Origin of the sequence: Pseudomonas sp. MYb185, assembly GCF_002979975.1 — a bacterium.
Taxonomy (GTDB): domain Bacteria; phylum Pseudomonadota; class Gammaproteobacteria; order Pseudomonadales; family Pseudomonadaceae; genus Halopseudomonas.
The window spans coordinates 204,596-218,157 of record NZ_PCQD01000002.1; the positions used below are offsets into that span (position 1 = coordinate 204,596).

The following is a 13,562-nucleotide window of genomic DNA, read 5'->3' on the forward strand; positions in this document are numbered from 1 at the left end:
GCCATGGCCTTCAAGTTCGGCAAGAACATCGACGAGATGTGCTACCCCTTCATGTATGAAAGCTCATCGCTATGCGACTTCGAGATTATCACCGACGAACTCTGCGGCCATATCGGCGCGATTCTCGCGCACCTGCTGCCGGAGGATGCGCCGGACATCGCTGCCGACCTGGAGCAGGTGCAGCCGCTGGCCTTCCACATCAACGGTTCGATCCGCGGCCGGCTGGCCGTCAGCGAGGACGATATCCAGTGGCTGCAAGAACGGCTGAATCACTACAAGGCCGAGGTGGCCGAGCGGCTGAATGCCTTCGTGCTGCCACGCGGCACACCGCCAGTCCCACAACTGCATCTGGCCCGCTCGGCCTGCAAGAAGGCGATACGGGCGATGGTCAAGGTCGATCAGGAAGGCAAGGAAGTACCCATGCTGCTGCCTCGGATGTGCAATATGCTGTGCAACTTCTTCTTCGTGCTGACGCTGGTGATCAATCAGCGCCGCGGGCTGGTCGAGCCGGAGTTCATCAGCCGAAGCTATGGCCGCCCGGACCGGTAGAAAAGGCTACCGATCACCCGCCGCCAACGTCCACGGCTGTCGGTGATTTCCCGATAGTGTCGCTTGCGGGGCGCGTAGGCCAGTCGCCAGCAGCGCCAGACATACCATCTCATGATCGTCCCTCTGCTTATCTGGAATCGCCCGGTAGCAACGCTGTACTTACAGATTGAACTGGATCGGCAGCGTCAGGGTAAGTGTAGCTCCTGGCAGCACGCCGTCCGGCGGGGATGGCAGGGGATCGGCGCGGCGGATCGTTGCCAGTGCCTCACGGTCGAACATCGGTACTCCGCTACCCTGCTGCAGATTCATCGACAGCACCCGCCCCTCTCGATCCATGACGAAGGTCACCACACTCACACCCTTGCGCCGCCCATCGCGGGGCGAACGTTTATTGCGTTCCAGGTGCGCCTGCAAAGCCTGCTGCCACTGCTGCTGTGCATCCATGATCTGCTGGCTGAATGCGCCCTGCATCGGTGCGGTCACCTGGTCACTGACCTGCGCCACATCCATGCTCGGCGGGGCGGTGGTTTCCGCTGCGGATACCTCACTGACCTCCTCAGCCGGCTCTGGCTCCGGCTCGACTTCCGGCTTGGGTTCGGGTTTGGGCCTTTCTGCCACGACCGGCTTCTGGATCGGTACTTCGGCGGGCCGCTGCACCTTCGGCAGCTCCGGCAGCTTCTGCTCCACCACCTCGGGCGGTGTCACTGGTGCCTTCTGCGCCTGCACCTGCTCTGGTCCGGGTGGCACTTCCTTCGCTGCGTCCTCGGGTGCGGCCATGAACATCGCCAGTTCCACCACAAAGGGTGCAGCGGCAGGCATCTCCGGCGGGGACGGTGCCGCAGGGCGCCACATATACAGCGCCGCTACTGCGCCATGCAGTGACAGCGCGAACAGCCCAGCCAGCGACCAGTACAGCGGTCCCCGCCTGGATGCCCCACGCTGCGGGCCGGCCAGGGGTGTCACAGCACACCCTCCGCAGGCCGCTCCAACCCCACCAGCGCGACCTTCAGATAGCCCGCCGTGCCGAGCAGGTTCATGACCTCCATCAGCTCCCCGTAGGGCACCGACTGATCGGCGCGCAGGAAGATGCGCTGCTCGTCGTCGGGGGCCAACTGGCGCAGGCTGTCCGCCAACCTCTCCCGTTCCACCTTCAGATCATCCCCGAGCGTCAGCGACAGGTCGGTCTGGATCGTCAGGTACAGTGGCTCATCCGGAGCCGGTTGCGGTGTCGCCGAGGACGCTGGCAGGTCGACCGGCACACTTACCGTCGCCAGCGGCGCGGCGACCATGAAGATGATCAGCAGTACCAGCATCACATCGATGAACGGTGTGACGTTGATCTCATGGTTGTCCGGCAGGTCCGCGGCGCTGGTGTCCTGCATGCGAAACGCCATCAGCCTGCACTCCGCGCCATGGGTACCACGGTCTGCCGCTCATCGCTCAGGCTTCTACCGCCGGGATGCCTGCGATCCAGATCCCGACTGACCAGGATCAGCAGCGCCGTGGCGATGTCCCCCAGCACGGAACGATACACCCCGATGGCCCGGGCAAAGTGGTTGTAGATCACTACCGCCGGAATCGCCGCCACCAGGCCGAATGCCGTTGCCAGCAGCGCCTCGGCGATACCCGGTGCCACCACCGCCAGGTTGGTGGTCTGGGACTGGGCAATGCCGATAAAGCTGTTCATGATGCCCCACACCGTACCGAACAGCCCCACGAAGGGCGATACCGCACCGATGGTGGCAAGTACACCGGTACCACGACTCATGTGCGAGCCGGCAGATACCTGCACGCGGTCCAGGCGCGCCGCCACCCGCTCCTTGATGCCGTCATCGGATGCCGGCCCCTGGGCCGACAGCTGCAACTCATGAGCGGTAGCCCCCAGCAGATCCACGCCCACGCCACGCTGCTCGGCACAATACTGCCGCGCATCGGCAAAGCTCTCGGCATTCACCAGTATCTGCAGAATGCTGCGCGCCCGATGGCGCGCCACGTGCAGTTGCAGCGCCTTGAATATCCAGATCGCCCAGGTCAGCACCGACGCCAGCAACAGACCGATCATCACCGACTTGACTACCCAGTCGGCAGCCAGGTACATGCCCCAGGGCGACAGGTCATGTGGCAGCCCCGCCGCCGTCTCCTGCTCCGCCGCAAGCTCGCTCAGACCGGCCTCTTCGCCCGCAGCCCCGGGAAGCGGGATCAATTCGGCACCCGTCTTCGCATCCACCGCCGCACCAGCCGCAGCATCGGATGCCGCCGCCGTCACCGGCGGTTCATCGGCAAGCGGCGCAACCGGCTCATTCGCACTGGCGATTGGCACCAGCAGCAAGGCAACCAGCAAGCCTAGAATGCGGGCTTGTATTTTCATGTGACTACACCTTTGAACTCAGCTGTGCAGCCGGGACAAGCGCCCGGCTGACATGACATTGACCGCTTCAGGAGCGGGTTACGACCAGCTCGGGACGAGTACACAACCACAGCAGCACCACACACATGACCGACGGTACCAGCCACTGCACCCACAGCACATTGGCGCTGATGCAGATCAACGGCATGCTTATCAGCATGCTGATCGCCGCCAGCCACTTGGCCCGACGGGGAATCGCCCGATAGCGATACCAGTTGTCGATCGGCGGGCCAAAGCGCGGATGCGCCAGCAACCAGGCGTTCAGTGCCGGCCAGCCCTTGCCCGAGGCCCAGGCGGCCAACAACATGAACACCGTGGTCGGCATACCCGGCAGTACCACGCCAATCAGCCCCAGCGCAACGAACACCAGGGCAAGGAAGCGCCAGCACAACGCTCGCATCAGACCGCGTCCGCAGCTCGCTCAGCGGCCATCAAGGCTTCGACCGACGCCCGCACGAAGGCGAATGCCTGCCGGGCACCGGCCAGCGCCTGCTCCCGCTGCTCGGCGGTCAGCTCGATGGCATCCAGCTCATCCTTGAAACGCCGCCAGTGCAATCCACGTCCCTCGGTATGCCCCGCCAGATGGCGTGCTCCAAAGGTTTCGGAAAGACCCAGCTGATCCCGGGCATGCTTGAGCAGAAACGCCGCACCCAGCGTCGAACCTTCATGGGTATAGAGCCAGCCCAGTGCAGCATCGCCCTCCTCGACCCACACCGCAGCGGCAGCGCTGCGATCCTCGGCCAGTTGCTCCTCGGTGACGGCAAAGTCGGCACAGTCTGCGAGGATGGCATCAACCCGATTACGCTCACCCAGCCCCGGCAACCGCTTCTGCAGTTCGGCGCTCTGATACAGCGGCGAAGTCACCAGATGCAGACGCAGCTGCATGCGCAGAAAGCAGACAAAGCGCTCCCGGCTGGAGAACGGCGCCAACGCCATGATCCGCTGGTCGAGGCTTTCATGCAGGGCGGTGGTGCCGCTCTTGAGATGGACGGAAAGCGGTTCTGTAATGCTGTCTAATACCGAGGTCATGTCGACTCCTGGCTGATCAAAGCCATCCGGGTAGGTTGCGGATACTGGCTGATGGGGTTCATTGGCTGATGCGCCATGCTGAACGCATCACTCTCTTATATATGACGTATGAGCGGGACAGATTCGGTAATCTAAATGAGAATTTTTCTGAAAAAGGTTCATCAAACCTGAATCTACGTTTTCCTCTCCTTGGGAACATCGAGCACCAGCTCGATAATCCGGCCCCCTGCCAGCCCACAAGTCCCAGGCGTAGCACCCGAACACTGGCTGAGGTGCCCCCCGGGAGCACCACCCGGGTTGGCGAGCGCCTGCTCGCCGACAGGGTTTGTGCCATGCGCATACCCCGCAGGCGTAGCGCGGGGGCGCTACACACCAGGGTAGTACGCGGCCCCCTTGCGTGAGCATCCATCCGGGTTGGCGAGCGCCTGCTCGCCGACGGGGTTTGTGCCATGCGCATACCTCGCAGGCGTAGCGCGGGGGTGCTACACACCAGGGTAGGACGCGGCCCCTTGCGTGAGCATCCACCCGGGTTGGCGAGCGCCTGCTCGCCGACGGGGTTTGTGCCATGCGCATACCTCGCAGGCGTAGCGCGGGGGCGCTACACACCCAGGGGGGACCGGAAACTTCGTCCTCGCCCCCTGGGAACGTCAAGCACCAGCTTGATGTGCGGACTGGTTCGAAACACCGCACTACCCGGCGACTCCGCGGACGAGCTGGTGCTCATCCCTCCCAGGGTTGGGTGCTACATCGCATTACTCCAGATCTCCCACATCCACCACCCCCGCCAGGTACTTCAACTGCAACCGAGCCAGCCGGGCCTGGTGACGGGCGTCGGCCAGGTCGCGGCGGGCGCTGTAGAGTTGATGCTGGGCGTCGAGCACGTCAAGGTTTACCCGTTCACCACCCAGTACGCTCTGCCGTGTGGCCTCGACCAGGGTACTGGCCGACTGCACCGCCATTTCATAGGCGTGGGTGCGGGTGGCACTGGTCTGGTACAGGTTGTACTGCCGGCGCAACTCGTTGAGCAGACTGCTGGTCTGTGCATCCAGTTCATGGCTGGCCTGCTCCAGCCGGTAAGCAGCCTGGCGTGACAGTGCACTGACCCCGCCGCCGGCAAACAGCGGCACGGTCAGCTGGATGCCGATGCTGTCGGTGTCATAGGTCTGGTTGAAGCTGGTTTCCGAGTCGGACTTGGTCTTGCGGGTGCTGGCATACAGGCTGAGTTTGGGTAGATGGCCAGCGCGGTGGCGTCTGATCGCCTGTTCGGCCACGGTCAGCCCATGGCGCTGCGCCGCCAGCTCGGGGTTACCGCTCAGCAGCAGATCGCGCCAGGCCTCGAAGCTGGCCGGCTGCAGCGGCGCGGGGGTGTCCAGGTGGGTCAGCGGGCTCAGGCTGGCCAGCGCCACCGGCTGGCCGATGATGCTTTCCAGCTCGCGCAACGCCGCATCCACCTCATTCTCCGCCTCGATCTCCTGGGCCAGCGCCAGATCATGGCGGGCGCGGGTTTCCAGCCAGTCGGTGCGGGTACCCTCACCACCCTCCAATAGCCGCTGATTGAGGGTCTGGCGTTCAGCGTAGGCTTCACGCTGACTGCGTGCCAGGCGGGTCTGCTCGCCAGCCAGCAGCGCTTCGCTGTAACTGATGAACACCCGCAACAGCAACTCCTGGCTGCGACTGCGAAAACGCTCATTGCCCAGCAGCGCACGGGCCACGCCCTGGCGATACTGGGCCCAGGCGGCCATGTCGAACAGCGGCTGCTGCAGGTTGAGTACCGAGGAATAGCTGCGGTAATCACGTTCGATGGTCTGCTCGCCGAGCTGGGTGTCCTGGGTCACATCCGACCAGTTCTGCGCGTTGGTATAGGTGTAGTTCAGGCTCGGCAGCAGCGCCGCACGGCCAATCGCCTTCTCCTGCTGGTCTGCCTGATACTCCTCCACTGCCGCCAGGAAAGTCGGATCGTGATGCAGCGCCAGGGCATAGGCATCGGACAGTTCCAGGCCCATGGCTGGCAGGCCGGGCACTGCCAACAGCAATAACAGAATGATCTTCCGCACCCTCATTCCTCCACCAACGCCATGTGGGTGCGGTCCAGCAAGGGCTTGAACAGGTAGTTGAGCAGCGAGCGTTCACCGGTACGCACAAAGGCATCCACCGGCATGCCGGGACGGATATCCTGCCCACTCAGTTGAACGATGCCCTCATCACTGACGCGGATCTGCATCTGGTAATACGGCAGGCCAGTGCGTTCGTCCATCAGCCGGTCAGCCGAGACCAGACTCACCTCCCCTGCCACCCTCGGTGTACGGTTCTGGTTGAAGGCGACAAACATCAGTTCCACCGGCAACCCCGGGTGCAGTTTGTCGATCAGCTCGACCGGGGCCTGCGCCTCGACCAGCAGCGGCGCATCCGCGGGTACCACCTCCATCAGCGACTGGCCGGGGCTGATCACCCCGCTTTCGGTGAACACGTTCAGTCCCACCACCGTGCCGCTGGCCGGGGCGCGGATCAGCATATTGTTCAGCTCGAACTCGGCCTGCTTCAGACGGCTGGCCAGATCATCACCGCGCCACTGCACATCCGCCAGTTGCTCACGCACATCACGCTGATATTCCTGCTCGCGCTGGCTGGCATTGAGCCGCAGTTCGCTGATCTGGCGTTGCAGGTTGGCGATATTGCCCACGTCCTGGGATATGTCGCCGCTCAGTTGGGCATACAGACGCTCGGTTTCCAGCAACCGGTTACGCGGGATGTAGCCATCACGGGCCAGGTCACGCAATCCCTGCAACTGCTCATCCAGCGACTGGCGCTGGACCTGCTTGTGGGTCAGTGTCTCCTGCAGGCTGGCCAGCATCGACTGGCTGCCCGCGATGCTTTCCTGTATCGCCGCCTGTTCCATGTGCTGCGCCTGCTGGCGGTTGTGCAGCAACTGGCGCTGTAGCGCCATCAGCGGATCGAGCGCCGCACCCTTGTCCGGGCTCGCGAACAGCGCCGGAAAGTCGATCTCCTGTAGCCCATTACGCTCGGCGGTGAGCCGCGCCTCGGTGGCCAGCGTGCTGACATACTGGGCATACAGCGATTCGTACTGGCTCCGGGTCTGGGTCACATCCAGCTGCAGCAGCACCTGCCCGGCACGTACCTGATCACCCTCGCGCACAAAGATCCGCTCGACAATGCCGCCGGTCGAATGCTGTACCACCTGGCGATTGCCCGACACCATGATATTGCCGGATACCGCCACCCCCTTGTCCAATGGCGCCATGGCCGCCCACAACAGAAAGCTTCCGAACCCGGCCAGCACCAGCCACAGACCCAGCCGGGTATAGCGCCGCTCATCCAGCGGCAACACCGGGGCGGTGGAAGGCGCAGCGTCCGACTGCACCCCAGGACTGGGAGCCACCAGAGGATGAACGCTCATGCGGGATTCTCCGAAGAAGCAGCCGTCACCGGCATGCCGTAAGTCATGTTGAAGCCCGGACGCCGGATTGCCGCCGGGGCCGGGGCCGCAGCGGCAGCCGGTTTGCCCAGCTCCTGCAGCACCCGCGCAGTCGGGCCAAAGGCCTGCATCTGCCCATTGCGCAGCACCAGCAACTGATCGGACGCCCCCAGCAGGGCCGGCTTGTGGGTGATCACCACCAGCGTCCGGCGGTGCTGCTTGAGCGCAGAGAAGGTGTCCAGCAGCGCCTTCTCCCCTGCTTCATCCAGATTGGCATTGGGCTCATCCAGTACGATCAGTGCCGGCAGGCCATACACTGCCCGGGCCAGGCCGATGCGCTGTTTCTGTCCACCGGACAGGCCGTTGCCACCATCCCCCAGGCGCGTGTCATAGCCCTGCGGCAACTTGAGGATCATCTCGTGTACCCCGGCCAACTGCGCCGCATCGACCACCGCCTCGGCATCCACCTCGCTGAAGCGGGCGATATTCTCGGCGAGGGTGCCGGCGAACAACTGCACATCCTGCGGCAGATAACCGATATGCGGCCCCAGTGCCGCCTTGTCCCAGCTATGCAGGTCGGCGCCATCCAGACGGATCTTGCCGGCCACCAGCGGCTGCGCCGCCACCAGGCAACGCGCCAGACACGACTTGCCCGACCCCGACGGCCCCAGCACCCCCAGCAGACTGCCGGCCTCCAGCGCAAAACCGACATTGCCCAGCACCGGCGTGCGCCCGCCCGGTGCGGTGGCGACAATCCGCTCCACCTGCAACTGGCCCTGGGGCGTCGGCAACGCCATACCCGCCACACGCGGCGGCATGCTGCCCAGCAGCTGGCTCAGCCGTTCATAGGCCTGGCGCGCGGAACTCCATTGCTTGAGCGCGGTAATCAACTGATCCAGCGGGCTCAACACCCGACCCACCAGAATCGAACCGGCGATCATCATGCCCGGCGAAATCTCCCCGGAGATCGCCAGCAACGCGCCCAACCCGAGCATCATCGATTGCAGCCCCAGGCGAATGCCCTTGGACCAGGCGCTGACCACCGCGGTCCTCTCGCTGGCCAGCCCCTGGTACGCCAGAAACCCCTTGTGTTGCTCCAGCCAGCGGGCACGCATCTGCCCCAGCATGCCCATCGCCTCGATCGCCTCGGCATTGCGCAGATCGGCCTCGGCATGCTGGGTCGCCTGGATCGACAACCGCCCGGCCTCGCGCAACGGCAGCCGCGCCATGCGCTGGTTGAGCCAGGCCAGCGCCATGAGCACCACCGCACCGGCCAGCGCCAGGCCGCCCAGCCACGGATGAAACAGGAAAATCACCAATAGATAGATCGGAAACCACGGCGCATCGAACAGCGCGAACAGTGCATTGCCCGAGGCGAACTGGCGCAGACTGGTCAGATCCTTGAGCGCCTGCCCGGCCGAGGTGCGGCCGGTTTTCAGGTTGGTCTCGAACGCCGCTGCATACACCCGCTGGTTGAGCTGCATGTCCAGCCGCGTGCCCAGGCGGATCACCACAAAGCTGCGCAACCACTCCAGCAGGCCCATAAAGCCATACATCGCCACCACCATGATGGTCAGCATCAGCAGCGTCATCTGGTTGCTGGAGGCCAAAACCCGATCGTAGACCTGCAACATATAGAGGGCCGGGGCCAGCATCAGCATATTGATGATGGCGCTGAACAGACCAATGCTCCAGAACCCGCTTTTATAGGTCTTGAGCGCGACAAGGATTTCCTTGCCGGGCACGGCGGTGGGCGTGCTCATGGTTTTTTACCTGCCGGCGACTCCTCGCCAACCTCTGCCTTGGCGACCGGCTGTGCGGGAGCGGGTGAATAACCGCCCGGCACAGCTGACTGCCAAGCCGTCACTGCCGGATGGGAAGTGGCCGGAGCCGACACACGGGCACGCTGAGCGCGGGCGGTGGCAGTACTGAAAAACCAGCGACCCAACACCGGCGGAATGGCCCCGCCCTGCCCCGCCAGCACCGCCGCCGTCGGCACCTGTCCCACTTTGCGTTGAAAAGGCGGCTGACCGGCGGAAACCTCCGGCATAACCGCCTCATCCAGATAATGAGAATTATTAACACTTAATTTCGGCGAAAAACCCGTCTTCTTGCGGGATTTTGCAGTTTTCATGATTGACCCACTCATGGCTATCCGGGAAAATCCCGGAACCGGCACAACCCGCGTCCGCGAAAACTCAGGTTGTGCCGGGTGTTTCAGAGGCGGATAAAAGAGCGATCTTTTATCCGTTTTTTATTGCCTGGCGATCAGGCTGCCAGCAGGTAGTCATCGAACTCGGGAATGCCGACCAGTTCAGAGAGGGATGCAACGCCAAGATCTTCGATGCTGTCGTTCAGGTCGATGCCATAGATATCTTCCAGAACAGCGAACAGGCCGCCATAGCCAGGCGTACCGTGCAAACCGCTCGGGTAACCTTCCAAGGAAGAGTTCATCAACCCCCAGATCACATCGTGAACCGAATACTGCCCGGTATCTCCAATCGCGCTGACCAGCGGATCATCGAAGTTGATGGTCAGGAACGGGTCTACAACATTCCCAACAGCATCCAGGCCACCACCGAAGGAAATTGCATCCACGGTGCCACTCAGGACATGGGTCGGGAAATCATAGGTGATACTGCCATAAACCGAGATGGCGTAGCCGTTTCCGGTCGTGAACCCATAGGTGTCCCCCGAGAAACCGGACGCCACACCACCGGTAAAGAAACCACCAGTATTGCCAGGGTGAGTCCCAGGAACGCCCTCATCAGCCCAAGCTTCGAGTACATCCTTGAGAGAGTCCTCGTAGCTATACCCTGCCGGATACAGGGTGCCATTCTCGCTGTAGTCGATTGTTGCATTAAAAGTAGTAGTCATAGTGAAACTCCACCTTTCTTCAATGTGGCCATTGACTGGCCGATTTAAAGTTGCGCCAAAACGCTCGTTTCAGTGGCTTTATCGAACGCCACTATTCCCTCTGGGTGACCAACAGCATCACCCATTCAGAATTTCAACTCCAACCCGGCTTGTACCGTACGGCCGGGAGCGTAAGTGCGTGACATCGAGTCCGAGTAAGCACTGAGGTAATTCTCGTCACGGAGATTCTCCACTGCCAGGCTGATGGCAAAAGTGTCCACCGGCTGATACTTGGCGTAGAAGTCCCAGGTGGTATAGGAATCCCACAGGTCATAATTACCCTCATAGTGGCTGACGGTATCGCCCTTGGCACGGCTATAACGGATACCCATATCCAGTGTGCGATTGAACAACCGGATACCGGCATGGGCACCATGCTGGTCCAGCGGCATATAGGCAGCGGTGTTCAGCACCACATCGATACCGCAATAGCTCATGGCATCCAGCTTCTCCTGGAAGGAGCCATAGCCTTCGGCTATTGCTTGCAGATGCTCCGGTGTCATGCTGCCATCTTCATTGGGTTGATCGTATCGGATACTTTGGCTACCTACCGGGAAGACCTTCGAACAGAATTTGTTTTCACCACTCAGGTATTTTGTATAGTTGAGCCCGCCATACCAGAGGCCTGCGTCGTAATTGGTTTCCAGCTCAATGCCTTTGAACCGGGTTTCCGTCAGGTTGTTCTGGAAGAAGGTGTTACCGAGCCCTATACCAGCAGGCTGCCCAGGCAGCGTATTACTCATGATGGTGGTGATATAGTTATCTGCCTTGGTGGAGAAGTAAGCCATCTTCAGACCCAGGCGATCATTATCCTGGAGCAGGTTCTGGCGCAGAATATTGAAGCCCAGTTCCCAACTGGTGGAGCGCTCGGCATCCAGTAGTGGGTTGGGATACATATAGGAGCTGGAACTACCACCATGGTCCCCTTCCCATAGAGTTTCAGTCAGCGACGGAGGGCGGAAGCCCTTGCCCCAGTTACCGAAGAACTCAAGCCATTCCAATGGTTTATAAGCTGCAGACAGGAATGGAGAAAACCGTCCCATACTGCGGTCTACGTCATATTCATAGCGATGGTATTCATCGGCCCAAAATGACTTGAATCGGTCAGAATCCTGATAGCTGGGCTCAGCGCTGGACTTGATCGTTTCAAACCATGCTGCAACTGCAGCCTCATTCCCCTGTCGTCCTAATGCACAGCCAGTTGCATTGACGGCGTTATTCTGATTTCTTCCACAGAAATAACTGGTAAAAGTAGCAAGCCTGTTTCCTGAGTAGACACTTTGCGCCCCCGGAACAGTCGTATTTCCACGTAGGTGATACCAGTCATAACGCAACCCGGCCTTCAGGGTAAAAGGCTCTCTCTGGAAAGTCAGCGAGGCAAAGGCGCTCGCCACATCGCGCAGACCATTGGGATTCAGGTTGTTGCCCACCTGCTCATCCAGGAAAGGCGTACTAACCCCGTCCCGATCAGCTCTGTTGCTGGACTTCCCCTCATCCTGAAACCACTCAATGCCATAATTGGCCGACAGTTCTGCGCCCGGCATATTGATCTGGAAAACCGAGGTGTTTTCCAATTGAAAACCCAAGGTGTCAGTGCGGCTGGTAGTAGTCTGACGCATACCGGACAGGCAGGTATTCTTGGCAAAGTCATCAAGCTCTCCCTGGCATAGATTGTATTGCCAGTAAGTGTCCGCCATGGCATTGGGGCCAGGGTTGTTGACCCGTTCATTCTCGGTACTGACAAAATAGATCTTGGCATTCAGGTCAATCAGCGGATTGCTTGGAGAGAAGGCGTAGTCCAGCGCATAGGAAGAGCTGTTGGCCTCTGCCCGCCCGAACCCTCGATAGGGCTCATCCCTGTTGAGGCGATAGAAAGTGTCGGAGACATTGTTATAGGAGTTGCTCGTATCCACATAGGTGAATTGCAGACTCTGCTCATCAGTCAGCTTCAACCGAGCCTTGGCCAGCCAGGAGTCCTGTTGTTGGTCGGAATAGCGTACCTCTTCGATACCTTCTATATCCCAGACGCCTGTCGTAGGGCTAGGGTTGCCTCGACCCCGGTTGCCCATGCTGTACTCGCCCAGTTTTTTCTGACTACGTGCCGCCAATAACTCAAGACGATCCGAAAGGCGACCGGCTACCGCCACACTGCCGAGAAAGTGTGCACCATTGGCGTCACCGCCGATTCCTGTTCCGCCACGCAAACGCACGCCGTGATCCTGACCCGGCAGGATAATATCGTCATAGTCCAGCGTCTTGAAGTTGGCGCTGCCGGCAATGGCGTTGGCGCCGTATACCCCGGCACTGGGACCTTTTTCTATGACCACGCTGCTGAGCAGTTCAGAGTCGATATACATCTGACCATTGCGCTGCTGATGGCCGCTTTCCACGTGGTTCTGGCGCATACCGTCGATCATCATATTGACCCGACCAAAGTCCTGCATCCCGCGGATATTCACTGACAGGCCCGGATCATGGCGGTTGACCGCACTGGTCACGCCGGGGGTATCCGCCAGCATATCGGCAGCATGGCGTGGCGGGCGCTTGTCGATCTGTTCGCGGGTGATCACTGAGACGGAACGCGGCTCCTGGTAGACCCACTCCCCATCATTGCCGGCCGGGGTGCCATGCACGCTGATGGGCGCCAGTTCGAGTGCCTGGCCCTGCGCCAGCAAGTGGATGGTTGGACGGGCACTTTGCGACTGCGGCTGGTAACGGAAACCCACGCCGGTACCGGCCAGCAACTGCTGCAGGCCCTCATTCAGACTGAGACGACCATGCACACCGGGGCTGGCCAGGCCGTTGAGGCTGACGCCCTCGGTGAACACATCCGCACCGGTCTGGCTGGAGAACTGTGCAATCGCCGTGGCCAATGACTGCGCCGCGATATTGAAATCATGCATTGCCTGCAATGGCTGGCCCTGGCTGACGGCCGTAGCAGGCGCCGCTTGCTGGGCCTGCACCTGGCCCGCCCCCACCAGCCCCAGCACACCAACCTGCACGGCAATGGCCAGCAATCGCCGGGTTGGCGGCCAGATGGCCTGGGAGATTGTCGCATCATGGGGAGGCTGGCTCTGGTTGTTGCTCCGCTTCATTACAAAACGCCCTTTCCGGTTAACGATAATAGTTATCAGTTGTATATGTATTACCGGATGAGGAACGAAAAACGGTAAAAAACACCCGAACTTTTTTGCCTGATTTCTTATTCCCCAGTCAAAAAGTCATCAG

The 13,562-nt window shown here is 61.2% G+C and carries 12 protein-coding genes; 1 reads left to right on the top strand and 11 read right to left on the bottom strand.

All coding sequences use genetic code 11. From position 1 onward, the window contains the following. The first annotated feature begins 3 nt into the window (after positions 1-3). On the top strand, positions 4-549 hold the full coding sequence (locus CQ007_RS03515; RefSeq protein WP_105643532.1) for a cobalamin adenosyltransferase: 546 nt from the start codon (positions 4-6) through the stop codon (positions 547-549). A gap of 159 nt (positions 550-708) precedes the next feature. Here the strand turns inward: CQ007_RS03515 and CQ007_RS03520 are convergent, their stop codons facing one another. The 11 genes from CQ007_RS03520 to CQ007_RS03565 form a co-directional block, all read right to left on the bottom strand. Beyond that, the gene (locus CQ007_RS03520; RefSeq protein ID WP_105643533.1) at positions 709-1,512 is read right to left on the bottom strand and encodes an energy transducer TonB; all 804 of its coding nucleotides are present in this window, start codon (positions 1,510-1,512) and stop codon (positions 709-711) included. Further along, on the bottom strand, positions 1,509-1,943 hold the full coding sequence (exbD, locus tag CQ007_RS03525) for a TonB system transport protein ExbD (RefSeq protein ID WP_105643534.1): 435 nt from the start codon (positions 1,941-1,943) through the stop codon (positions 1,509-1,511). Before exbD ends, CQ007_RS03520 begins: the two co-directional genes overlap by 4 nt. Next, the gene (exbB, locus tag CQ007_RS03530; RefSeq protein ID WP_105643535.1) at positions 1,943-2,917 is read right to left on the bottom strand and encodes a tonB-system energizer ExbB; all 975 of its coding nucleotides are present in this window, start codon (positions 2,915-2,917) and stop codon (positions 1,943-1,945) included. Before exbB ends, exbD begins: the two co-directional genes overlap by 1 nt. Positions 2,918-2,984: 67 nt before the next feature. After that, complete coding sequence (locus CQ007_RS03535) at positions 2,985-3,356, bottom strand: YbaN family protein (protein ID WP_105643536.1); 372 nt, start codon at positions 3,354-3,356, stop codon at positions 2,985-2,987. Further along, positions 3,356-3,985: a biliverdin-producing heme oxygenase gene (locus CQ007_RS03540; RefSeq protein WP_105643537.1), complete on the bottom strand. Its 630-nt coding sequence runs from the start codon at positions 3,983-3,985 to the stop codon at positions 3,356-3,358. The genes CQ007_RS03535 and CQ007_RS03540 overlap by 1 nt, the downstream gene beginning before the upstream one ends. 752 nt (positions 3,986-4,737) lie before the next feature. Further along, positions 4,738-6,045: a TolC family outer membrane protein gene (locus CQ007_RS03545; RefSeq protein ID WP_105643538.1), complete on the bottom strand. Its 1,308-nt coding sequence runs from the start codon at positions 6,043-6,045 to the stop codon at positions 4,738-4,740. Further along, positions 6,042-7,400, bottom strand: a complete 1,359-nt coding sequence (locus CQ007_RS03550) for an HlyD family type I secretion periplasmic adaptor subunit (protein ID WP_105643539.1) — start codon at positions 7,398-7,400, stop codon at positions 6,042-6,044. The genes CQ007_RS03545 and CQ007_RS03550 overlap by 4 nt, the downstream gene beginning before the upstream one ends. Next, complete coding sequence (locus CQ007_RS03555; RefSeq protein ID WP_105643540.1) at positions 7,397-9,181, bottom strand: type I secretion system permease/ATPase; 1,785 nt, start codon at positions 9,179-9,181, stop codon at positions 7,397-7,399. The genes CQ007_RS03550 and CQ007_RS03555 overlap by 4 nt, the downstream gene beginning before the upstream one ends. Next, entirely contained in the window at positions 9,178-9,552 is a 375-nt protein-coding gene (locus CQ007_RS18765; RefSeq protein WP_146114535.1) for a hypothetical protein, read from the bottom strand. The genes CQ007_RS03555 and CQ007_RS18765 overlap by 4 nt, the downstream gene beginning before the upstream one ends. Before the next feature lie 134 nt (positions 9,553-9,686). Continuing rightward, positions 9,687-10,295 (bottom strand): heme acquisition protein HasAp, encoded by a 609-nt coding sequence (locus tag CQ007_RS03560; protein ID WP_105643541.1) that lies wholly within the window; start codon positions 10,293-10,295, stop codon positions 9,687-9,689. Between the two features lie 125 nt (positions 10,296-10,420). Further along, positions 10,421-13,429, bottom strand: coding sequence for a TonB-dependent receptor (locus CQ007_RS03565; RefSeq protein WP_105643542.1), 3,009 nt, complete (start codon positions 13,427-13,429; stop codon positions 10,421-10,423). Between the last annotated feature and the right edge of the window lie 133 nt (positions 13,430-13,562).